Source organism: Mucilaginibacter sp. GW822-FHT03E02 (genome assembly GCF_058801545.1).
The window spans coordinates 5329383-5350611 of record NZ_JBXANJ010000001.1 but is presented as its reverse complement, the minus strand read 5'-3'; the positions used below and the strand labels follow the sequence as shown (position 1 = coordinate 5350611).

General features: G+C 42.2%; 23 protein-coding genes and 1 tRNA gene. 10 read left to right on the top strand and 14 right to left on the bottom strand.

The features are described 5' to 3' along the window. Positions 1-74: 74 nt before the first annotated feature. The 9 genes from tatA to AC1RM2_RS22190 form a co-directional block, all read right to left on the bottom strand. Positions 75-242 (bottom strand): twin-arginine translocase TatA/TatE family subunit, encoded by a 168-nt coding sequence (gene tatA / locus AC1RM2_RS22230; protein ID WP_147055904.1) that lies wholly within the window; start codon positions 240-242, stop codon positions 75-77. A gap of 78 nt (positions 243-320) precedes the next feature. Then, complete coding sequence (locus AC1RM2_RS22225; RefSeq protein ID WP_492987357.1) at positions 321-746, bottom strand: Sec-independent protein translocase subunit TatA/TatB; 426 nt, start codon at positions 744-746, stop codon at positions 321-323. Between the two features lie 210 nt (positions 747-956). After that, positions 957-2240: a murein hydrolase activator EnvC family protein gene (locus AC1RM2_RS22220; protein ID WP_492987356.1), complete on the bottom strand. Its 1284-nt coding sequence runs from the start codon at positions 2238-2240 to the stop codon at positions 957-959. Between the two features lie 16 nt (positions 2241-2256). Continuing rightward, positions 2257-3045 (bottom strand): lipoprotein insertase outer membrane protein LolB1, encoded by a 789-nt coding sequence (gene lolB1, locus AC1RM2_RS22215; protein WP_492987355.1) that lies wholly within the window; start codon positions 3043-3045, stop codon positions 2257-2259. Further along, entirely contained in the window at positions 3023-4651 is a 1629-nt protein-coding gene (locus tag AC1RM2_RS22210) for a tetratricopeptide repeat protein (RefSeq protein ID WP_492987354.1), read from the bottom strand. The genes lolB1 and AC1RM2_RS22210 overlap by 23 nt, the downstream gene beginning before the upstream one ends. 217 nt (positions 4652-4868) lie before the next feature. Next, on the bottom strand, positions 4869-5303 hold the full coding sequence (gene dut, locus AC1RM2_RS22205; RefSeq protein ID WP_492987353.1) for a dUTP diphosphatase: 435 nt from the start codon (positions 5301-5303) through the stop codon (positions 4869-4871). Next, the gene (locus AC1RM2_RS22200) at positions 5300-6799 is read right to left on the bottom strand and encodes an oligosaccharide flippase family protein (protein WP_492987352.1); all 1500 of its coding nucleotides are present in this window, start codon (positions 6797-6799) and stop codon (positions 5300-5302) included. The genes dut and AC1RM2_RS22200 overlap by 4 nt, the downstream gene beginning before the upstream one ends. A 39-nt stretch (positions 6800-6838) precedes the next feature. After that, the gene (locus tag AC1RM2_RS22195; protein ID WP_492988266.1) at positions 6839-7117 is read right to left on the bottom strand and encodes an acylphosphatase; all 279 of its coding nucleotides are present in this window, start codon (positions 7115-7117) and stop codon (positions 6839-6841) included. A 133-nt stretch (positions 7118-7250) separates the two neighbouring features. Next, positions 7251-8417 carry an amidohydrolase family protein gene (locus AC1RM2_RS22190; RefSeq protein WP_492987351.1) on the bottom strand — a complete coding sequence of 389 codons (1167 nt, stop codon included), beginning with the start codon at positions 8415-8417 and terminating at the stop codon, positions 7251-7253. 162 nt (positions 8418-8579) lie between these two features. Between AC1RM2_RS22190 and rlmN the strand changes: the two genes are divergently transcribed. The 3 genes from rlmN to AC1RM2_RS22175 are packed head-to-tail and all read left to right on the top strand — an operon-like array spanning position 8580 to position 10488. Beyond that, on the top strand, positions 8580-9641 hold the full coding sequence (gene rlmN, locus AC1RM2_RS22185; protein WP_492988265.1) for a dual-specificity RNA methyltransferase RlmN: 1062 nt from the start codon (positions 8580-8582) through the stop codon (positions 9639-9641). A gap of 24 nt (positions 9642-9665) precedes the next feature. Continuing rightward, entirely contained in the window at positions 9666-10364 is a 699-nt protein-coding gene (locus tag AC1RM2_RS22180; protein WP_492987350.1) for a ComF family protein, read from the top strand. Beyond that, entirely contained in the window at positions 10354-10488 is a 135-nt protein-coding gene (locus AC1RM2_RS22175) for a hypothetical protein (RefSeq protein ID WP_492987349.1), read from the top strand. The genes AC1RM2_RS22180 and AC1RM2_RS22175 overlap by 11 nt, the downstream gene beginning before the upstream one ends. Here the strand turns inward: AC1RM2_RS22175 and AC1RM2_RS22170 are convergent. Together AC1RM2_RS22170 and glyA are read right to left on the bottom strand one after the other, a co-directional pair. Next, positions 10465-13596: a PAS domain S-box protein gene (locus tag AC1RM2_RS22170; RefSeq protein ID WP_492987348.1), complete on the bottom strand. Its 3132-nt coding sequence runs from the start codon at positions 13594-13596 to the stop codon at positions 10465-10467. The two genes, AC1RM2_RS22175 and AC1RM2_RS22170, sit on opposite strands and share 24 nt — an antisense overlap. After that, the gene (gene glyA, locus AC1RM2_RS22165) at positions 13597-14883 is read right to left on the bottom strand and encodes a serine hydroxymethyltransferase (RefSeq protein ID WP_492987347.1); all 1287 of its coding nucleotides are present in this window, start codon (positions 14881-14883) and stop codon (positions 13597-13599) included. It abuts the gene before it with no gap. A gap of 482 nt (positions 14884-15365) precedes the next feature. Between glyA and AC1RM2_RS22160 the strand changes: the two genes are divergently transcribed. The 3 genes from AC1RM2_RS22160 to AC1RM2_RS22150 all read left to right on the top strand — a co-directional run bounded on the left by AC1RM2_RS22160 (position 15366) and on the right by AC1RM2_RS22150 (position 16608). Further along, entirely contained in the window at positions 15366-15899 is a 534-nt protein-coding gene (locus AC1RM2_RS22160) for a GNAT family N-acetyltransferase (protein WP_492987346.1), read from the top strand. Positions 15900-15954: 55 nt separating this feature from the next. Next, positions 15955-16028, top strand: a tRNA-Ala gene (locus AC1RM2_RS22155). Between the two features lie 223 nt (positions 16029-16251). Next, positions 16252-16608 carry an ISAon1 family transposase N-terminal region protein gene (locus AC1RM2_RS22150; protein ID WP_492987345.1) on the top strand — a complete coding sequence of 119 codons (357 nt, stop codon included), beginning with the start codon at positions 16252-16254 and terminating at the stop codon, positions 16606-16608. Positions 16609-16774: 166 nt separating this feature from the next. Here the strand turns inward: AC1RM2_RS22150 and AC1RM2_RS22145 are convergent, their stop codons facing one another. Beyond that, positions 16775-16993: a hypothetical protein gene (locus AC1RM2_RS22145; protein WP_492987344.1), complete on the bottom strand. Its 219-nt coding sequence runs from the start codon at positions 16991-16993 to the stop codon at positions 16775-16777. A gap of 244 nt (positions 16994-17237) precedes the next feature. Between AC1RM2_RS22145 and AC1RM2_RS22140 the strand changes: the two genes are divergently transcribed. From AC1RM2_RS22140 to AC1RM2_RS22125, 4 genes are all read left to right on the top strand, one after another. Beyond that, the gene (locus AC1RM2_RS22140; RefSeq protein ID WP_492987343.1) at positions 17238-17498 is read left to right on the top strand and encodes a DUF3276 family protein; all 261 of its coding nucleotides are present in this window, start codon (positions 17238-17240) and stop codon (positions 17496-17498) included. A 30-nt stretch (positions 17499-17528) separates the two neighbouring features. Further along, positions 17529-17651 carry a hypothetical protein gene (locus AC1RM2_RS22135; RefSeq protein WP_492987342.1) on the top strand — a complete coding sequence of 41 codons (123 nt, stop codon included), beginning with the start codon at positions 17529-17531 and terminating at the stop codon, positions 17649-17651. A gap of 163 nt (positions 17652-17814) precedes the next feature. Next, the gene (locus AC1RM2_RS22130) at positions 17815-18090 is read left to right on the top strand and encodes a hypothetical protein (RefSeq protein WP_492987341.1); all 276 of its coding nucleotides are present in this window, start codon (positions 17815-17817) and stop codon (positions 18088-18090) included. Between the two features lie 264 nt (positions 18091-18354). Beyond that, entirely contained in the window at positions 18355-19455 is a 1101-nt protein-coding gene (locus AC1RM2_RS22125) for a ComEC/Rec2 family competence protein (RefSeq protein WP_492987340.1), read from the top strand. On the opposite strand, the gene AC1RM2_RS22120 is transcribed toward AC1RM2_RS22125, so the two are convergent. Further along, positions 19452-20732, bottom strand: a complete 1281-nt coding sequence (locus AC1RM2_RS22120; protein WP_492987339.1) for a hypothetical protein — start codon at positions 20730-20732, stop codon at positions 19452-19454. The genes AC1RM2_RS22125 and AC1RM2_RS22120 overlap by 4 nt on opposite strands. Continuing rightward, positions 20729-21163, bottom strand: coding sequence for a hypothetical protein (locus tag AC1RM2_RS22115; protein ID WP_492987338.1), 435 nt, complete (start codon positions 21161-21163; stop codon positions 20729-20731). The genes AC1RM2_RS22120 and AC1RM2_RS22115 overlap by 4 nt, the downstream gene beginning before the upstream one ends. Between the last annotated feature and the right edge of the window lie 66 nt (positions 21164-21229).

The following is a 21229-nucleotide window of genomic DNA, read 5'->3' as shown; positions in this document are numbered from 1 at the left end:
TGAAATAACAAATTAATTCAACAGATAAGTTTATATCGTAAATAAAGCTGCTAAAAGTATTACCTGTTGAGGTATTATACTTTCGGTTTTTCTTCTGTAGAAGTGCCTTCGTTGTTTTGCGCGTCTTTAAATTCTTTAACGCCTTTTCCTAAGCCTCTCATTAGTTCAGGTATTTTTTTACCGCCAAATAATAAGAGAATTGCCAAGATGATTAGAATAATTTCTGGTGCCCCTAAACCCATGATTTTAAGTTTTTATATAAGTTAATATTATTATTAATGATAGAATGCTCTTTTTATTAAACTGCCAAGGCGGCTTTTTTAGTGTTTACTAAGGTCGATTTTTGATTCGGTAACCGTTTCCTGATCGGTACCTACGTGAAACTCGGCCGCAGGGATTGTATTTGGTACTTTATTTTCGGCAATCACCGGGTTAGGATGATGCTCTACGCTTTCGGCAACCGGAGTTTCATCAATAGGATGTTCTTCGATAAGCGGTGTTACATGCTCTTCAATTACCGACTCAACAGTTTTAGTAGCCTCCGGCTTTTCCTGGAAATTATTGATCTGGTTATTGATTTCGCGCTTAACATCCTCAGATGCATCTTTAAAATCGCGCAGGCCTTTACCTAACGTACGCGCCATACCCGGAAGCTTTTCGCCTCCAAATAGCATTAATGCTGCAAAAAGTATCAGTACCATCTCCCCTGTACCAATATTTAAAAATAAAAAAACTGTACTTAGCATTGCATTTTTTTAAGGTTACAAATATAAACAATTAATATCTTTATAATTAAGAATCAAGAGTTAAGAGTCAGGAATCAAGATAGCTGCAAAAAAGTTTTATATTAATTTACTGCCTTGTAAGCTGTTTCTTCAGCTAAGCTGAGCATAATTTAGCCTATTATTGTTTTCTGTCTTAATTCTTGACTCTTGATTCTTCTTTTTGATTCACAACTAATTAGGCGCCAGCCAAAACTTAGGATTTTGGGCCTCTTTAGCTTTATATATATCAAAGTTAACTTCCGTTTCGCCGGTTGATGGATCGGTTGCAACAACACCTAAATTTTGTTTAGTGGTCACTTTTTGCCCGCGTGCCACTGTAACCGACCGTAAGTTTCCATACACCGTAAAGTACTCTCCGTGCTTTATCATTACCAGGTACGTACCGCTCACATCAACCACCCTGATCACTTCCCCCTCGAATACTGCTCTTACAGTACTGCCGGCATTTGTTCGGATATCGACCCCGGTGTTTTCGCTTCTGATACCTTCAGAGGTATATGTTCCAAATCCCTGGGTTATTATACCATTACTAACCGGCCATGGTAAGCGCCCTTTGTTGCCTAAAAAGTCGTTAGATAGTTTGGCCGCCTCTGGTGTGGCATTCAAATATCCCGAGCTGGTTTTTACAACGGCTTTACGTTCTACAGGTGCCGGCTTATTTTCGGCTTTGGCTTTAGCCGCGGCCAGTCTTGCTGCCTCCCTTGCCTCTGCCTCAGCCTTGCGCTGCGCTTCCTCTATCTCCCGGCGAATAGCGCTTGCAATCTCGCGGTTTGTTTTGGCAAGCTTATTTTGAACATCTTTTTGTTGCTGCTTTAACAGCCCCTCATGTTGCGACAGGTCTTTAACTACTTTAACCTGGTCGTTCTTTTGTGCTCCCAGGGTTTTCTTTTCCTTTTCCTGATCTTGAAGCAAATTGCTTTTTTCCTGCTTGGTTTTATCAAGCTCGTTTATTTTTACGTGCAGTTCCTTTTGCGTTCCCTGTATATAACCGGCCTGGCGTTCGCGGTAGGCGCCAAACTGCTGTAAATACTTTAATCGTTTGTAAGCCTGGTTAAAATCTTTTGATGCAAAAATAAACATCAGCTTATTGTAAGCGCTTTGGTTACGGTAGGCAAAAAGTATCATTGCCGCGTACTCTTTTTTTAGCTGATCCAACTGGCTTTGTAAACTATGTACAGTATTATTGCTTTCGGAGATTTGGCTATCCAAATTTCTTACCTCCGAGTTAATGTTATTTATCTTCTCTTCCCTTAGGTTTATCTGCGCTTTTAACAGGCTCAGTTGTTTTAATGTAGCCCTTTTGTTATTTGATGTTTCCTGGTAATCCTTATTTAACTGGTCAAGCTCTTCTGATAATTTATCGCGCCTGCGCTTTAGTTCGGCACTGCTTTGTGCATGTGCATCAACAGCGATAAGTACTGCTATAAAAAAGAGAATTGCTTTTAAAAATTTCATCAAACAAAAATAGGAATTATTTGGCCGGCTCATATCTATCCGGAATACTAAATGGATATTCCTGTTGCTGGTCAAAATCGACCTTAGTATAATGCAGGTTTACACGGATCTTTTTATCTTTTACTACTGACGCAATATCTATCTGCGATGGCAGGATACGGTTATTGGCCTGTATAAATGTATTGTTGGCTACCTGCAACGACTGTCCTTCGCTTTGGTTATTCAGGTTGGTTTGCGTTACTTTATTATCGGCTCCAACTATCAATTTGTAAAGCAAATCATCAAGGGTGCCGCTTAAAGTAGTATTGCCGTTCGCGGTTGCAAAATCAGCGTTTTCGGTAAGCAGTTCGGGTATCGCATTACCAATCAGCAATGATTCGAGCGTTTTATAGTTCACCTGTTTGCTGGCATACGCGTAAACGTAGCTAAATGGTTTTTTCAGGTAAACACCCTCCAGCCGGTTTATGAGCAATATACTATCCGGCGTAATCACTGCGCGAGCAACCTCCACACCTAATATCGCTGTAATTGATACCCATATTTTTTTGCCTTTATTTATACGGATATTAAGCGTAACATCATTGCTGTTGCCGTTAATATCCAGATTTGTTTTGGCCTTTCCCGAAAACGTATTAAAGTTTACCTGCTGTGCTTTTATAGCAGCCAGTTTTGTATTTATCTTATTATCGGGCTTGGCTACAGTATCGGCTTTGCGGGTTACCATAACCTGCTTGCGTGCTTTACAACTTACTATGGCCAGCAAACCGCAAACTATCAGTAACCTATTCAAAATATTTTTTTTCATTTATCTTTCGATCTAATACCGGCGATTGATCACCGTAGCCTTTGGCCTTTTTCCAGTTATCTACAGCTTCATCTGTTTTACCAAGGTAAAACAAAATATCGCCATAATGTTCGTACTTAACCGCACTTTTATCCTTATCGTGTGCTAATGCCTTCTCCATCCATACCCTGGCATCCGGGTATTTTTTTTGCATAAACAGTATCCATGCATAAGTATCTTCAAATGATGCCGTATTGGGCTGCAGCTGGGTTGACCGCGCCGACATTTGCGCCGCTTTATCCAAAGCTTCATTTCTTAACGATAAATAATAAGCATAATTGTTTAAGGTATATGCATTATCGGGATTAACAGCCAGTGCCTTATCATAAGCATCGTCGGAACTTTTGTTGTTCTTCATGTCATGATAACAATCGCCTAATAACGAAAAACTGAGCGAAAGTAGTTCCTTATCCTGAATTTCTAATGAAGTTGCATTTTTAACATAGCCCAGCGCTTTGTTAAAATCCTTTTTCTGTGCCCATGCCACGCCTACCAAATAATTCATCCAGGCCTGGTTAGGGAATAGGGAAAGCGCATTTTCTCCGTCCTTAACAGCGCCATCCAAATCATTCATACTTAATTCAATACGCACCAGTTGTTCATGTACCTGGTAAACCTGCCCGTCCAGCTCTATCGATTTTCGGTAGGCATCTTTCCCTTCCTTCAATTTATCACTTTGCAGCAGCATATCGCCATACATGGCAAAAGCTTTACTATCCTTAGCATGCGTAATTGTAAGTATCCTGCTTAATTCAAGCGCGCTGGCTTTGGCATTAGGATCTGGAAATTTGGGGTAATAACCGGTTATGATCCTTATTTTTTGATCGATGCTTACCTCGGGAATGGCGAAGGCCTGTGTAAGTTCTTTATAGCTTGCATCATTGTTCTTTTTTTCGCGGTAAATATCGGCAAGCGCCAGGTGGACCATGCCGTTACCCGAATCAATCTTCTCGGCCTGCAGCAAAACTTTTAATGCCTTATCGCCAAATCCGTTTGAGTTATATATCTCTGAAAGTAATAGGTAATAACGAATTTGACCGGGATTATTGGCTATCGCTTTTTCAACATCGGCCGCGGCCTGGTCAACCTTGCCTTGCTTGAGGTATACTTTTTGACGGCTGCCTAACAAGTCGTCGCTGGGGCCTGTAATTTGCTCTAACTGATCATAAACTTTTAGCGCATCGTCATATCTTTTCAAGATGACGAACGCGTTGGCTTTATCAAAATAATACTCGGGTTTGTTTGGATTAAGGCGGATAAGCTGGTTAAACACATTCTCCAGCTTGCCAATGTTATTACTTTTTTCATAACTATCGGCAAGTGCGCTCCAATACCATTCGTTATTGGGTTTTACGGCTACAGCACGTTCAAGCAATGGCTGTGCGCCGGTGTAATCGTTTTGTATTTTTTTCAGGTTAGCCAGTTCGTATAGCGATGCATCATTCCCCGGATCAGCCTGTATAACCCGCTCAAACAACTCTGATGCGTGTTTCAGGTTTTCCACCGTTTTCTCGCGCAAAGCCGAAAAAAACAACTGCCTGATCTCGCTGCTATCCAGCCCACCCATTTGTTTTGACGCAGCGGTGGTTTGAGCCCTGAGTTGAAGAGGCAAGAACCAAGAACCAAGAATCAAGACAGTTGCAATTTGCAAGCGCCATGTCCGGTTCATTGTATTTCTATATCCTGAATTCTTATCCTTCATATCCAAATCTACACTAAAATGCCCGTCTTTACCTTCCAGCCGATTTTCAAAAGTCTTATTTCTTGACTCTAACCTCTTGATTCTATTTTACCGCTGTATGCCCAAAACCGCCCTCGCCCCTTGTGGTATCATTCAATACCTCAACCTGGGTCCAGCTTACGGTTTCGTGTTTGGCAACTACCATCTGGGCTATCCTGTCGCCATGGTTAATCTCAAATGATTCTGCACCCAAATTAATGAGCAATACTTTTATTTCGCCCCGATAATCGGCATCAATAGTTCCCGGCGAATTAACAATACCTATACCATGTTTAAACGCCAAACCACTACGTGGCCGTATCTGTGCTTCCAAACCCACGGGTAACTCGATATACAGACCTGTTGGCACCAATTTACGCTCCATCGGGTTTAACCGGATGGATTGCTCCAGGTTGGCCCTTAAATCCATACCTGCGGCATGAGCCGTTTCGTAAGCCGGTAAGCTATTGTTCGATTTATTAATTATGCTGATGGTCATCTTTTAAAGATAATCTTTAGTTCCTTTCGTTCAAAATAAAATGCGCCTAAAGCAAATAACAGAAAAAGCCCGTTTCCCACAAAAATATTATGATTGAATACCGAAAATGAAAGATATACCAACGTTATCGATATTAAAACGTACGCAAGGCACTTTTTAAGATTATAGGGGATAGGATAGTTTTTTTGCCCCCACAGGTATGATAAAACCATCATGGTTGCATAGGCAATTAACGATACCCACGCCGATGCCATATAGCTGTATTTTGGAATGAATACCCAATTTAAAACAAGCGTTAATATAGCGCCGATTCCTGAGATGTAAAGGCCATATTTTGTTTGATCGGAAAGCTTATACCATACCGAAAGGTTTACATAAATACCAAGGCTCACATAGCCAAACAACAATAGCGGCACAACGCCCAACCCCAACCAATATTGATTATGCGCAGTGTGCCTGCCAAATATAAAAGTGGCTAAAATATCGATGTTGGCTGTAAGTGCAACACAAATCATTGCCATTGCAATTACAAAATAAGTCATGATACGGGCATAGGTATCACCGGAGTTTTTATTTTTTGAATGGCTGAAAAAGAAAGGCTCGGCTCCTAAACGAAATGCTTGAATAAACAAACTCAGGAACAAGGCTATTTTCGCGCAGGTGCCATAAATGCCTACCTGCTGATCGCTAATGACTGTCGGCAGCATTTGTTTAAGCATTGCTTTATCTACCGATTCGTTGATGATAAACGAGATGTTGGCTACCAATACAGGCCAGCTATATACAAACATATCCTTGAACATGGCACCATCAAATTTTAACCTCAATTTCAACACTTCGGGAAGCAACAAAACAATAGTTAAAATACTGGCAATAGCATTGGCTAAAAAAACATAACCAACCCAATGCGGCCTGTACCAGCCAACCATCCAGTGAGCCCCAGTTAACTGATGCCCAATAATAAAAGGCACTCCAAATAAAAAAAACAGGTTAAGCAACATTACAAACAGAATGTTGGTGCATTTAATTACAGCATATTTAACCGGGCGTCCATCAGCGCGTATCTTGGCAAACGGGATAACGCAAAAGGCATCGCACACCAAAATAACCAAGAAATTTTTAACATAGAAAGCATAGTCGGCATGGTCGGCTTTTACACCCGCCTGCATATAATTAATAATGTTGTCTAAAAACAGGAAACTAAAAAGGCTGAAAATTAGCGCGACTAATATAACAACGCCAAAAGCATTATTATATACCTGCTGTTTGTTATCGGCCCTTTTTTGCAGGTATCTAAAATAGGTTGTTTCCATGCCAAATGCCAATACAGCATTTACTATAGAAGCGTTACCATACATTGTAGTAAATATGCCATTACTGCCTACCGAAAGGGTGCGGGTATAAATTGGTGTAAGCACAAAATAAATCATCCGGGAAATGATGGTGCTTAAACCGTAGATGGCCGTTTGCCCGGCAAATTTTTTAGCGGTTGACAATGTTGATGTTCAATGTAATTAATCTGCTATCCGTTAAAATTACGGGCGCCTTTTTACAACTTCAAAATTACGATAGTTTTTTAATTCGCCCTCATGGGTTTCTACAGAAGTTACCTCGCCATACTCGGGGCCTTCATTGCACCAATCCATAAACATTTCCATTGCAAAATCATCGCCCTCGGCTTCAATGTATACGTCGCCATTTGGTTCGTTCAAAATAAAGCCCTTTACACCCAACTGATCGGCCGTTGCCTTGGTTGATTTACGAAAGGAAACGCCCTGTACCTTGCCTTTAACTATTATATTGAGATGTTTCATCATTCTAATTTGAAAATTTGAGAATTTGAAGATTTGAAAATGATTTGCAAAGTTCTTCATTTTCAAATTCTCAAATCTTCAAATTCTCAAATAATTCTTCCCCTCATTTTCAAATTCTCAAATCTTCAAATTCTCAAATTAATTTCTTCACTTTCGCTTCCGGTGTTATCTTCAAACCATCAAGGCCGGTTATTAAGTTAAGGCCGGGGGTTTTTCCAACTTGTAACGAGCCTTTTTCATCATCGATACCTAAAAACTCAGCGCCGTTAAGGGTGCCCCATTTTATTAACCTTTCGGTACTTAAAGCAGGGAATTTTTTTTGAATAGCCCTCATTTCGCTCAATATACATAAGCCGTCGTTCGATGCCAGGCTATCGGTGCCCAGGGTAATATTAAAGCCCTGGTCAACAAAAAGTTCAATTTTTGGCAGCTTGCCTTCAATATATAAATTGGCATTAGGGCAAAAGCAAAAATTCACTTTACGGTCAAAACGTTTAATGAAATAGATATCCTTTAAGTTAGTGCAAGTATTGTGCACAAGTAAAACCTTTTGCTTATTGGTAAGCAACGGTATGATTGATTGCACCGAATTGCGCGCCTGTGGTTTAAAAAAACTGATATCGATACCAAAATGTTGGTACAGGTCTAAAAATCCGCCGAGTTTATAGCGATAAAACTTATTTTCGTCTTCGCACTCCTGGTTGTGGATACTGATAAGGTTATGGCCTTCTTCGCTATGTTTCCTGATAAGCTTAAACAACTCCTTTGACACCGAATAAGGAGCATGCGGGGTTACAGAAACAGACTGGGGCTTAAACTCATGAAGCAATGCCGTAGCCTTATCAAAAACATCACCAGCATTTTGCGGTAAAAAACCAAAAGTTTCTACAAAAGTATGGTAGTATAATTTGCTTTTGGCTTTAACCGGAATACTTAAATTGGTATTTGAAATATCACCAACAGCAACAATACCATTGTCATACATTTCCTGATCAGCCTTTTCAATGGCATCTGTTACTTGCTGCTCATCGGAGTTTCTGAAGGCCTGAACCTCTTTTATAAAAGAAACCAGGCCACCGCCTGTTTTAATTTTGTTTTTTAGATGAGAAAGTTCAAGGTGGCAATGGGTGTTTACAAATCCGGGGCAAATGATACCGCTAACATTTTCTATGGGGCCATTTGGAGGGTTGTTTGAATCTGTAACCGAAATTATTTTACCAACATCATTAACGGTAACAATTCCATTCTTTATCGGATCGGCATAAACTGGAAAAACGTAATCGGCTCTAAAACTTTTCATTCATCTGTTAAACTTTGGTATCTGTCTAAAAACGTTTTTCTAAAATATGCCCAGTTCAAATTAACACAATTAACTTTTAGTTATTGCTTTTTTACCATCGAAAAGAATGACTTTAAAAAAAGAAAAACATTTTTTTAAATTAAGTACCTTTGCAACGTGAATATTGCAAAAAACAAAATAGACATCCGCAGCCTGAGTTTGAACGCTTTACAGGAACATTTTATTCGTATGGACGAAAAAAGTTTCAGAGCTAAACAGGTTTATGAATGGCTTTGGAAAAAATCATGTTTCTCATTTAATGAAATGAGCAATATTTCAAAAGAACTGCGTACTAAACTTGATGAAAACTTTGTTATCAACAACGTTAAAATAAACACATCACAGGTTAGTGCTGATAAAACTATAAAAAATTCTTTTATTTTACACGATACTCACCTAATTGAGGGTGTTTTAATTCCAACTCCGGGCCGAATGACGGCTTGTGTGTCCTCTCAAGTGGGCTGCAGCCTTACCTGTAAATTTTGCGCTACCGGTTATATGGAGCGTAAAAGAAACCTTAATCCCGACGAAATATACGACCAGGTGGTGCTTATTGACCAGCAAGCCCGCGAAAATTACGGCATCCCGCTATCAAACATAGTGTATATGGGAATGGGCGAACCATTGCTTAATTACAAAAATGTAATGGACTCGATAGAGCGCATTACTGCCGAGGACGGCCTAAACATGTCGCCAAAGCGTATCACTGTATCAACAGCAGGCATAGCCAAAATGATAAAAAAACTGGGCGATGATGAAGTAAAGTTTAACCTTGCACTTTCGTTACATGCTGCTAACGACGAGAAGCGGAATACGATTATGCCCATTAACGAGCAAAACTCATTAAAAGCATTGGCCGAAGCCCTTAAATACTATTACGCCAAAACCAAAAACCCGGTAACATACGAGTATATTATTTTTGATGGTGTAAATGATGGCATCCAGGATGCTATGGAACTTGCCAAATTCTGCAAGCACCTGCCCTGCAAAGTGAATATCATAGAGTATAATCCTATTTCTTTTGCCAGCTATATTAATGCCGACGAGGATAAAGTAGAGGCTTTTGCCAATTATTTAACTAAACAAGGTATCAATACACACCTTCGCCGTAGCCGCGGTAAAGATATTGACGCGGCATGCGGCCAGCTTGCTATTAAAGAAAAAGCAAAAACTGTAGAAGTTTAAAAAAATGTACCTTACATTAAGGGCATGAAATTACCGGGCGGCTACCTTGCCGATTTTGTTTCGCTGCTTTTCCCCCAGCTTTGCCCTGCGTGTAATGCCAGCCTGGTGACCGGTGAGCATATCATTTGTTCGGATTGCCGGTATAATTTGCCCTTTACCAATTTTCATACACAGCCGGATAACGTTGTTGCACAACAGTTTTATGGCAAAATAAAGATTGAGGCGGCCTATGCCCTCTATTTTTTTAATAAAGGCGGCAATGTGCAAAACCTGATGCACCATTTTAAATACAACGGCATGAAACAGATTGGTAATCTTACGGGAAACATTGCAGGCGCCCAATTGAAAGAGAACCCGATTTTTAATACGGTAGATTACATTATCCCGGTTCCCCTGCATAAAAAACGTTTAAAAGAGCGCGGCTATAACCAAAGTGCCTGCTTTGCCGATGGATTGGCAGATAAACTGACAGCTACTGTTGAATTGGATAATTTGGTACGGAAGGTTGCCACAGTTACTCAAACCCACAAATCGCGCTTTGCACGGTTTGAAAACATGCAGGAAGTATTTGCAGTTGATAAGCCGGAAAGACTGGAAGGCAAGCACGTTTTACTGGTAGATGATGTTGTAACTACAGGATCAACCCTGGAAGCTTGCGGAATAGAATTATTGAAAGTACCCGGATTGAAGTTGAGTATCGCTACTATCGCATATGCGGTTTAAAGTTCAGCTGAAAGCTGAAACCATCTGTAACCACGAGCTGGAAGGTAGCGGCAGCGACAGGCAGCGTTTATTTTGCTCCCCCTTCAGGGGGCTGGGGGGCCTACTGGTGCTGATACCTGCTTAGCTTCTCGAAAAGTATTTTTGGATCAAATGGTTTCAGGATATAATCGTTCATGCCGGCATTATCTATTTCGCCCATCTGGTTGCTGAGCATAGATGCGGTTAGCGCGATGATAGGCAATTGCTGAAAATATGGTTCGGGATTTGAGCGGATAACCTGGGTAGCTTCTAAACCACCCATTTCGGGCATGTGTATATCCATCAATACCACGTTATAGTTTTGATTAGCAACTACTTTGTTTACCGCTTCGAGCCCGTTTTCGGCAAAATCGGCATCCGCGCCCCATTTTTTTAGAATTTTATTAATCAATAACCTGTTTATCTGGTTGTCATCAACTACTAAAACGTTAATTTTTAGTCCTTCTTCCACTTTGTTATTATTGTTATTTAGTTGCTTATCTGCTTTGTTGAAAGTAATGGTAAACCAAAAAGTAGAACCCTGACCTGGTACGCTATCCACATTTATGCGCGAATCGTGCAGTTCAATAAGGCGTTTGCTAATTGCCAGACCTAAACCTGTACCCCCATATTTACGTGTGGTATCGACTTCGGCTTGTTTAAATTGCTCGAATATCACATTTATTTTATCAGGCGCAATTCCTATCCCTGTATCTGTGATCGAAAACCTGATCCTAACATCCTTATCCGTTTCCTGGATAACCTTCAGATCGACATTGACACCGCCTTCTTCGGTAAACTTAACCGCATTGCTTACCAGGTTTAATATGATCTGGCTCAAACGGGTCCGGTCGCCCAAAACAATTGACGGCACATCATCATCAATGCTCTTGCTAAGATATATATTTTTTTCGACTGCTTTGTATTGCAATGAGTTATTGATGCTCTGTACCATATCGCGCAGGTCAAGCCGTACACGCTCAAGTTCCACATTGCCTGTTTCCATCTTGGCAAAATCAAGCACATCGTTTATCAGCGTCAATAAATTCTCGGCCGAAAATTTAAGAATAGCCAGGTTTTCTTTCTGCGATTCCAGCGGATCTTCATCCATCAGCAGGTGCGACATACCAATAACCGCGTTCAGCGGCGTACGGATTTCGTGGCTCATTACCGATATAAACATATCCTTGGCCCGGCTCAGCTGCAGTGCCTCTTCTTTGGCGGCAATCAATTGAATTTCGGCCTTCTTTTTCTCGGTAATATCAATAATCACCTCTACGTACTTATCAACTTTACCTTTAGCATCTAATATTACCGAATTGATGACAGATACCCACAAAGGCTGGCCGTCTTTACGGTATATAAGTAAATCAACCTCAAAAGATTGCTTATTCCTGGAAAGCTCACGTGCCCGCTCAATAATGGCAACATCAGTTAGCGCGCCCTTTAATATATCGCCCAAATGCTTGCCACTTACCTCTTTTATCCAGTAGCCCGTAATTTTTTCAAAGGCTTCATTAACCCACTCAACCCTGCCTTCGCTATTATTGATTACTATGCCGCTGGTAACCTTGCTCGCCACGAGCGACAAGAGGGTGAGCTCTTCCTCGGCTTTCTTACGTTCGGTGATGTCAACCATTACTCCTATCTGCCTGTCAACCTTACCCGTTTCGTTAAATATCGGGCTATTTGACAGCCAGGTCCATATCGGCGTGCCGTCTTTTTTGTACACTTTTATTTCAACCTCATACGGCCGGTTTTCTTTAACAGCCTGTACGGCGCCTTCAAAAACGCTTAGGTCAGAGTCCTTTCCCAACAACGAGGTTCCAATCGCTTTGCCTTCCAGTTCGGCAAACGAATAACCTATAATATCTTCCAAAGCCTGGTTCATCCATAAAAACCGCCCTTCATTATCGCGAATAAATATCCCTCCGGGTGATTTCCGGGCCGCAAATGATAGTATCTCCAGGTCCTGTTCAATCTTCTTCCTGGCCGATATATCAATAATTACCCTGATGTATTTATCAACATCACCCTCGCTGTTACGTATTACTGAATTAATGACAGTGATCCAAAAAGGTTTGCCACTTTTTGGCGTTACTAAAAGCTCAACCTCGTACGATTCTTTATTTTTTATTGAGGCTATCAATTTAGCCTCGGCAGCAGCATCTGCAACAGCACCTTTGAGTGTAGCGCCCAGCCATTTATTTTTAACTTCGGCTAAGGTAAAGCCGGAAATTTGTTCAAATGCATCATTCACCCAAACAACCTCATCGGCGGCGTTGCTTATTACAACGCCGTTACTAACTTTGCTTGCCACCAGGGCCAATTGTTCAAATTCCTGCAAAATATGTTTTTGATAGGTAATATCGCGCCCGCTGGCAAACCATTTATCACCACTGAATTTAACCGACCAGCTTAGCCATTTAACAACCTCATCAGGAGCTAATACAATGGTTTCGATATTAAATTTACTTTGCTGTTTACCTAATCCCACCTTAAGCAAATTCAAAGTCCGAACCTTTTCCTCTTCAGGAAAAAAGTTCCAGATTGGCTGCCCAATGGCGCTATCCGGGCTTATACCCAAAACCGTATCAACCGAACGATTGATTTGTTCAATATTAAAATCCCTGTCCATAATACAATGAACATCGGGCGAACTATCAAACAGGTTGTAAAAATCTTTATGAATTTGCAGGTTGCGCTCCAATTCGCGCTTTTGTTTGCGCAATTCAAGGTGCGACATCACATCTTTGGCAAGTGTCTTTAACGCATCTTCCTGCTCGGCGTTCAGCACCTTTATTTTTTGATCGAAAACACACAGAGTCCCTATGCGGTAACCTTGCGGGTCAATTAAAGGCGCACCGGCATAAAACCTAATAGCCATTTCGCCATTTACCAGGTCGGTATTGGCATACAAATCATTTTTAGTAGCATCAGGAACAACAACTATATCATCGCCCAAAATGGTATGGCGGCAAAAGGAATCTGTTTTGGGGATATAATCAACCTGCAAGCCAACTTTTGATTTAAACCACTGCCGGTGATCGTCAATAAAAGTGATAAAAGCTAAAGGCGCCTGGCATATATAGGATGCCAGGCGCGTTATAGCGTCATATTCTTCTTCGGGCAATGTATCAAGCACATGGTATGATTGCAGCGCGATTAAACGCTCTTTCTCATTATCTATAGATCCATGCTGCTTTGTTGCCATTTATTCTGATCCTTCTTCGCGATACAATGGAAAATCGTGCATCAGTTTGTGCACCTTTTTACGAATTTTCTTGATAGACTGCTCGTTTTCAGGATCAGAGAGTACCGCATCTATCAGCTCAACAATTTCTTCCATATGTTTTTCTTTCATATGGCGGGTGGTGATGGCCGCTGTACCAACACGGATGCCCGATGTTACAAACGGCGACTTATCATCATAAGGCACCATGTTTTTATTTACGGTAATATCGGCGCTAACCAAAGCATTCTCGGCAGCTTTGCCTGTGATGTTTTTATTACGCAAATCAATTAGCATCAGGTGATTATCTGTACCACCGGAAATGATCTGGTAACCGCGTTTTACAAATGCTTCGGCCATAGCTTCGGCATTCTTTTTTACCTGTACAATGTATTTCATGTAGCTATCACTCAAAGCTTCGCCAAAAGCAATGGCTTTAGCCGCAATGATGTGCTCCAGCGGACCACCCTGGGTACCAGGGAACACAGCCATATCTAATAATGACGACATCATCCGGGTTTCGCCTTTTGGGGTTTTCACACCGAAAGGATTTTCAAAATCTTTACCCAGCAAAATTAAACCACCGCGCGGCCCGCGTAAGGTTTTATGTGTAGTTGTAGTAACGATATGGCAATGCGGAAGCGGATCTTTCAGCAAACCGCGGGCGATAAGACCTGAAGGGTGCGAAATGTCGGCCAACACCAAAGCGCCAACCTCATCGGCAACTGCACGGATAAATTCATAATCCCAATCGCGTGAATAAGCAGAAGCACCACAGATAATCAGTTTGGGTTTTTGCTCCAAAGCCACTCTCTTTAGCTGATCGTAATCAATTAAGCCGGTTTCTTTAACTACACCGTAAAAATGTGGCTCGTATAATTTGCCCGAAAAATTTACCGGCGAACCGTGTGTTAAGTGGCCACCATGCGAAAGATCAAAACCTAATATTTTATCACCAGGCTGTAAACAGGCAAGCATTACAGCAGCATTAGCTTGTGCACCAGAGTGTGGCTGCACATTTGCCCACTCGGCATTAAACAGCTGTTTTGCACGCTCAATAGCAATAGTTTCAATTTCATCAACTACCTCGCAGCCGCCATAATAACGTTTGCCCGGCAAACCTTCGGCATATTTGTTGGTAGCAACAGAACCTGCCGCTTCCATTACCTGACGGCTTACAAAATTTTCAGACGCAATCAGTTCAATACCCTCTTCCTGGCGTTGCTGCTCTTCATCCAAAAGTTTAAATATCAGTTTATCTCTTTTCATTGTGTGTTTTTAACGGCGCTAAGTTAAGTAATTGATACAGAATTGAGATGTGAGATATAAGATTTGAGGCAAAAGTAATCTGAGATTCTACTCGTCATAAAATTAGCGCAATATAATTTGCTATACAAGCTATAATAACTAATATATTTTTGCAACAAGCTTGTTCTCCAACCTAATAATCTGAACTTATCGATCAACAGAAACTACAATTATGCAGTTTGTTCAGAAAATGAGCTTTACGGCTGCGCTTATCTGATGAACTGGAGCTCCTTAGCTTCAATAAAAATGCTCATTAGTTTGTTAGTCAGCTTTTTCACCATAGCTATCCCCAATTTATCGCCCTCAACGGACTACGATACATCCCTTACTCTCGGCGACGTTTAACCACAGGACTTATACCATCCATTTTGAAGTTCCACTTAAATTATTGATAGGTAATTCACAATGTATATATTTAGGTATCATCCCATGATAAAAAGTATATGGACAAAAACAGCAACGGTCTGATCATTCGCCAGGCTTCAATAAAGGATGCAGGTGACATTCTTGAGATTTATAACGACGCTATTTTAAATACAACTGCGGTTTATAGCTATAAACCACACACCATTGACATGAGACGGGAATGGATGGAAGAAAAAAACCGAAATAACATACCTGTTTTTGTTGCCGAAGCAAATGGAAAGGTAACAGGCTTTGCAACTTACGGACCGTTCAGGGCCTGGGCTGCTTATCAATATACCATAGAGCATTCAGTTTACGTGCACAAGAATTACAGGCAACAAGGAATAGCCCGAAAACTCTTAGTACACCTCATTGAAGCCGTTAAGCAAAAACCAATACATACCATAATTGCCGGCGTTGATGCCAATAATATAGCAAGCATCAGCCTACACCAAAAATTGGGCTTTGCAGAAATAGGCACTTTTAAACAGGTTGGCTATAAGTTTAACAACTGGCTCGATTTGAAATTTATGCAATTGATATTAGATAGCGATTTCAAGCCCGACAACTAATTTTAAAATCAAATTCTTTTTTAATACTTAAAATTATATATTTGCCACCCGAAACGGGGGATTAGCTCAGCTGGCTAGAGCGCTTGCATGGCATGCAAGAGGTCATCGGTTCGACTCCGATATTCTCCACATTGATAATCAAGGCTTTACGAATTACCGTAAGGCCTTTTTTCTTTCAAGTAAAACACAAGTAAAACACAAAATAGATTTAAGGCGGTGCAAAATTTCGATTTTTCTTTTTAACTCTTTAATAAATGACCTCCTGTTTTATGAAATTTAGGATCAAGTAGAATTCTTGTGGGGAATTAATAAAAGTATTTGTTTTGCATTAGAATAACAAATACGAATACCCTTGTCAGCAGCATACGAAACCCTTGTCCGTTTAATCTTACCAGAAGGTCTTTTAGAATATTTTGAACTTATGGATGTTCGCTCATCTAAGAGCGGGCAATTGAACATTTATCTGGAAGAAAAAAACCTCGCTCCATCGGGGTATGAAAAGGCACAACTTGAATCCAAAGCTTTCTTACCGGAAACAGCTATACAGGACTTTCCCATCCGCGGCCATAAGGTAGCCGTGTGTATTAAAAGACGCAGATGGGAGGTCAAGGCAAGTGGTGCGATTATCACAAGAAATTGGGATTTAGTAAGAAAGGGAGCGCGAATGACTACGGAATTCGGCATTTTTTTAAAAGGTATATTTGGATAGTCTTGGCCCGGTCTCATCTGTGTTAATCATTGACCAATATTATTGCCTGGTCTGTCAGGACGTAACTTTCGCTAAAGCAGTGACGCTTCAATCGGCCTTCCTGTTCGGTCACGCCGGTCAGGTGCCGGAAGCTAAAGCCAAGGTCCTGAAGGTATAGCAGGCTGAATTACTCCCCACGTTTGCGCAGCATAGTCAGTATTTTGTAGTTGTGCAGGAGTGTTTTCTGAACGACAGTGATGCATTCGGGAATCTGCCGCGCTTCTGCCATCTTCTTCCGATTATTTGCTACCGTCCGGCACATATCGGAACAATATTTTTGATCTACCCTTCCGCGTAGCGTTCCACCACATTCCTGACAAGTTCTTGTTGCAACCAAAGTTTCCATAATGATGATCTTTAAGTTTATAAATTCATTAATTATGGCGCGGGGTACGGGAGGCGCGACGAAGAAAAAAAGGAAACGGAATAAATAGGTGCAGCGCACCGATTTTATGCCGAACGCTTTTTTTGACCCGGAGCGTCTCCCGTAACTTTGTGCGGAATTGATGATAAGACCCGATACCCGTTTGTAGTCGTTTCTACACGGGTAATGCCAGCCATCTCTCAAAAGCATCACCCAGTTTTGCTGTATGACAAAGAAAGATTTCATTACAGAAACCAATATTTTGGAAACGGAGACCATCGGTGAGGGCAGGCATCATTACTTCATCGACCTTCGTATGACGGCTAACAGCAAAGAGTTTTTGAAACTGGTACACAGCGAACGTGTGGTTGATAACGAGGGAAAAGTTTCCTATAAACGGGAGGTCGTGCGGGTGTTCGAGGAAAACCTCGGACCGCTGTTCGCAGCGATGTTGGATGTATTCGGACGTTACAACGCGAAACTTTAACGTTAACTATAAACAAAAAAGACGGGCCTCGTGCCAGTCCTTCCCCTAAACCAGGTAAAGCCATTGGCCATTTTGCCGGTATGGACCGCCTTGTCCAGCGGTAAGGTTTGGGCCGTAGCAGCAGCCGTAGCAGCTGCCATCAACCCGGTGTAAAGGAAACGCTTCAAAAGTATTCGCATGGTTCTGAAATTCTGCGTAAAAGTCGCTGGTGCCGACGTTATGTGCCAGTCTGCCCGGGATTTCCGTGTTTTCTACGGAAAATGAGCCCGCGAACGAGAGTTTAGCGTGCCGTGGATATATTTGCGGTATAACGGACGTGCAATTCTTTAATCTTAACTGGCTGGCTGCGGCGATCAGCGAAGCGCGCCGTCCGGGCAAACACTTTTATTATGACACCTACACGGAGCAATTTTTTAGGGTCGAACAGTCTGCCGGTAACGAAGACAAACACTTCTACAACATGGTCGGGCTGGAGATGCAGGGCGAAGAATATGACGAGCTGGTCTTCCGTTTCCTGACCTTTGATGAACTAACCAGTGGCATTGCAGAATTACCGCGCCTGACCGAAGTGCAGAAGAAAGAATTACAATGACAGTTCCTGGCCCCTTACAGCGGTAACCCATATCACTATGAATACCACAAGGCGGTCGAGTATCAAACCGATACAGAGGGCTTTATTTTAGACCAGGTGATCCAGGAAGATGAGGACCTCGGCATGTTCAAAGCACTGTGGGAGACCTACAAGTTGAACATCGTTACCCAACTGATCAAAAAGTTTGCTGATCGACTTATCGATATAACTTATTGATATTCAAATATTAATTAGGTAGCTTTATCCAAATTAACCTGCCTTTTTATGAAACCTGTCACCAAATTGATCAAAACCGGCCTGACCCTGGCCATTTTTCTTGCTGTTTTCTGTTTAAGGGCCTTCAGCCAGGCGCTGCCTGCGAACGAGATGCGTGCCCATTTTATTGATGTCGGCCAGGCCAACGCCACTTTACTGGAGTTTTCCTGCGGGGCTGTCCTCATCGATGCGGGTGTCGACAGCAACAAGAACATTCCGAAACTCACCCGCTACCTCGACCGCTTCTTCGCACGCCGGACGGATCTCAATAAAACCCTCCAACTGGTCTTAATCACCCATTGCCATGTCGACCATAACAAAGGCTTGAAAGAAGTGATCAGGCGCTATAAGGTCAAGAACTATATTGACAATGGCCTGCGCAATGGCTCGGGTGATACCAGCCAGACCTGGGCACAGGATAACCGCGCGTCCTTTGGCTATCAATATGCGAACTATAGTTTCGATGAGGCTACCGCCGTCTCCGGTAAAAAAGGGCTGCACGACCTGAAGATCGACCCTGTGAACTGCAATGGCACCGACCCGGTGATCAGCATCCTGTCTGGCCGCTTCCAGCAACTGCCTGCGGGTTGGACGGCTGCGGAATCGCGCAGGGAAGGCAATTACCACAGCCTGGTGGTAAAGGTCGTATTTGGCGGAAGCTCTTTCCTGTTCACGGGCGACCTCGAAGTGAAAGCCATGAAAGAGGTGGTCAATTTTTATCAGGGTACGCAGCTGCTGGACAGCGACGTCTGGGAGGTCAGTCATCATGGTTCTTACAACGGAACGACCAAGGAATGGGTAGATGCCGTTACGCCTAAATACGCCATCATTTCAGCGGGAAAATGGTACGATGGAAAGGGTACGCCAACTGGCTCATTCAACACTTACAATTTCGGCCATCCAAGGATCGTGGCGCTGGACACACTGCAACAAGTCATTCCCGGCGATCGCCCGCCTTTAGATAGCGTACAGGTATTTTACGGTATAAAAGAAAAACATAAAAACTACAAAGTCACCAAGAATATCTTCAGTACCGCCTGGGATGGCATTATCGTGATGCGGGCTTTTAAGGACGGAACGTTTAAAATGATCACGCCTTCAGAAAATTAGAATTTTGAAAGGACCGTGCGTGCGGCCAGCTTGAATGCGTATCTCATTCTCATTTCCTCGTCGCCCGTCTTCATGGTACTCTTTAATAAGAAATGTTCAACGAGACATAAGTCGAATAATGACGTTCCGGTATCATTTTCCAAGGCTTTGAGTTCCTCAACGCCTTCGGAAAGATAATGGCCGCCAGCGAGCACTTTCCCGTAGGCAATAAGTATCTTAACGGTCAACCGGGGGAAGTAAGGCTTGGTTGGCGTGCTGTGCGTTCTGATAAATTTGTAAATGAAGTCGCTGCCATGTATCAGTAAACCTTGGGCGATGAGTTTAGGAAAGAAATCAGGTTTGTTGAAGAAAAACTGCTTATTAGAAAATCCGGTGACCGCACAAGCCCAGCCTTCTTCAGCCACAAGTGCGTTATACTTCAGGTCTAATTTGATATCGCTGTTTATGGCACCCTGAGCGATCAGCTTCGCCCCGTAAAACTGATGCGCAGCTATACGGGTTAATTGCATAGCATCTTCCACACCGTAATCTTTGATCGCCTTGTTCAAGTTCGCTGTAGCCTTATCGTAAAAATCATTGCCGATATCGGTCAGTAAATGCAGCAGATCAGGCGATCGCTTTTTCGCTTGCCATATTAACTCATTGATGTGCGGCTCAGGTATACTGTAGGCATTCACCTTGATAAACATTCCCAACCGTAGCTGTAATTTTAGCAGGGTGATACAAGCCGAAAAATGCGCAAGTTGCATCGCATACGTATAGTAGTATTTTTTAAAGAGTTCGTCAAATAACTGACCGACCACTTCTTGAGAATCAGCTTGTTGGATACGTTTAGCTGTCTCGTAAAAACCACTAGCGTCAATAAAGATCTCCTTGCCATTCGGGCCGACCCTTTTTCGCAACATCCTGATCTGATCGGCCATATCCTGGGTTATACCTTCCGGGGAAACCGATTCTGCGAAGTCCAGGAACTTTTCCATTTTGGTCAGACCGGTCTTTAAAGGCCTCTTCCAGTTTCTGATCATGTCATCTGGTCCATCAGGTGGTGAATCGCGATATTCTCCCGGTAAAAAATTAAAGAAGTGATCTTCGCCGTTGTCGCTGAACCTGAACCAAACTACCTTACCATATTCATACCACAGGTCGGTTTCTAAAAGTTCTTCTACACCATTTTCATCAAGCATATCGACACCTCTGTTAATCGTGGTGGCACCGAGCGCACATTTGAGACTCAGGCTCAGTCCTCCAGGGAGATGGATGTCGTCAAAGGGGATCATTTGCTCAATTTCCGGTAAAGTAACGTTGTTAGTTCAGCGGCTTTGAGCTCCGCTGTTTGCGACGGATAGTTGATGCTTAGAAGATAAGCTTTGATCTTTTGCTCCGCTGCCTTCTTTTTGTCTAAATTAAATACGGAGGGATGCTTGCTGATAAAATCGATCGCTTCGTTCAACATCTTCATCTCGGATAGGTCCTGAAAATTCGGGCTGTCGTCCCGGGCGAAAAGAGCTTTGACCTGTGCCTTCAACTGATCTGCGATACCCTCAAAATCAATAAAAGGTTTAATAAACTCGAAAAGGACAGATGCGGCGATCGCGGTGACCATCTCTTCGACGATGGCGTATTTTTTACCAGATCCAACGTAATAATTGTAGGCCTCCAAGCCTATACTATCTTCAACGTCGAGGTATAGTTGATCGATATTTTCCATGTTTAAGTTCTTAGGTTTGTGAGCACTCAAATTAAGAATAAAGTGGTTCAACTGCAAAGGCCGATC

What these genes read in the sequence shown, in the direction of transcription:
- tatA (WP_147055904.1), bottom strand. Translation starts at nt 242, where the DNA reads ATGGGTTTAGGGGCACCAGAAATTATTCTAATCATCTTGGCAATTCTC.
- AC1RM2_RS22225 (WP_492987357.1), bottom strand. Translation starts at nt 746, where the DNA reads ATGCTAAGTACAGTTTTTTTATTTTTAAATATTGGTACAGGGGAGATG.
- AC1RM2_RS22220 (WP_492987356.1), bottom strand. Translation starts at nt 2,240, where the DNA reads ATGAAATTTTTAAAAGCAATTCTCTTTTTTATAGCAGTACTTATCGCT.
- lolB1 (WP_492987355.1), bottom strand. Translation starts at nt 3,045, where the DNA reads ATGAAAAAAAATATTTTGAATAGGTTACTGATAGTTTGCGGTTTGCTG.
- AC1RM2_RS22210 (WP_492987354.1), bottom strand. Translation starts at nt 4,651, where the DNA reads ATGGGTGGGCTGGATAGCAGCGAGATCAGGCAGTTGTTTTTTTCGGCT.
- dut (WP_492987353.1), bottom strand. Translation starts at nt 5,303, where the DNA reads ATGACCATCAGCATAATTAATAAATCGAACAATAGCTTACCGGCTTAC.
- AC1RM2_RS22195 (WP_492988266.1), bottom strand. Translation starts at nt 7,117, where the DNA reads ATGAAACATCTCAATATAATAGTTAAAGGCAAGGTACAGGGCGTTTCC.
- AC1RM2_RS22190 (WP_492987351.1), bottom strand. Translation starts at nt 8,417, where the DNA reads ATGAAAAGTTTTAGAGCCGATTACGTTTTTCCAGTTTATGCCGATCCG.
- AC1RM2_RS22180 (WP_492987350.1), top strand. Translation starts at nt 9,666, where the DNA reads ATGAAATTACCGGGCGGCTACCTTGCCGATTTTGTTTCGCTGCTTTTC.
- AC1RM2_RS22175 (WP_492987349.1), top strand. Translation starts at nt 10,354, where the DNA reads ATGCGGTTTAAAGTTCAGCTGAAAGCTGAAACCATCTGTAACCACGAG.
- AC1RM2_RS22170 (WP_492987348.1), bottom strand. Translation starts at nt 13,596, where the DNA reads ATGGCAACAAAGCAGCATGGATCTATAGATAATGAGAAAGAGCGTTTA.
- glyA (WP_492987347.1), bottom strand. Translation starts at nt 14,883, where the DNA reads ATGAAAAGAGATAAACTGATATTTAAACTTTTGGATGAAGAGCAGCAA.
- AC1RM2_RS22160 (WP_492987346.1), top strand. Translation starts at nt 15,366, where the DNA reads ATGGACAAAAACAGCAACGGTCTGATCATTCGCCAGGCTTCAATAAAG.
- AC1RM2_RS22145 (WP_492987344.1), bottom strand. Translation starts at nt 16,993, where the DNA reads ATGGAAACTTTGGTTGCAACAAGAACTTGTCAGGAATGTGGTGGAACG.
- AC1RM2_RS22140 (WP_492987343.1), top strand. Translation starts at nt 17,238, where the DNA reads ATGACAAAGAAAGATTTCATTACAGAAACCAATATTTTGGAAACGGAG.
- AC1RM2_RS22125 (WP_492987340.1), top strand. Translation starts at nt 18,355, where the DNA reads ATGAAACCTGTCACCAAATTGATCAAAACCGGCCTGACCCTGGCCATT.
- AC1RM2_RS22120 (WP_492987339.1), bottom strand. Translation starts at nt 20,732, where the DNA reads ATGATCCCCTTTGACGACATCCATCTCCCTGGAGGACTGAGCCTGAGT.
- AC1RM2_RS22115 (WP_492987338.1), bottom strand. Translation starts at nt 21,163, where the DNA reads ATGGAAAATATCGATCAACTATACCTCGACGTTGAAGATAGTATAGGC.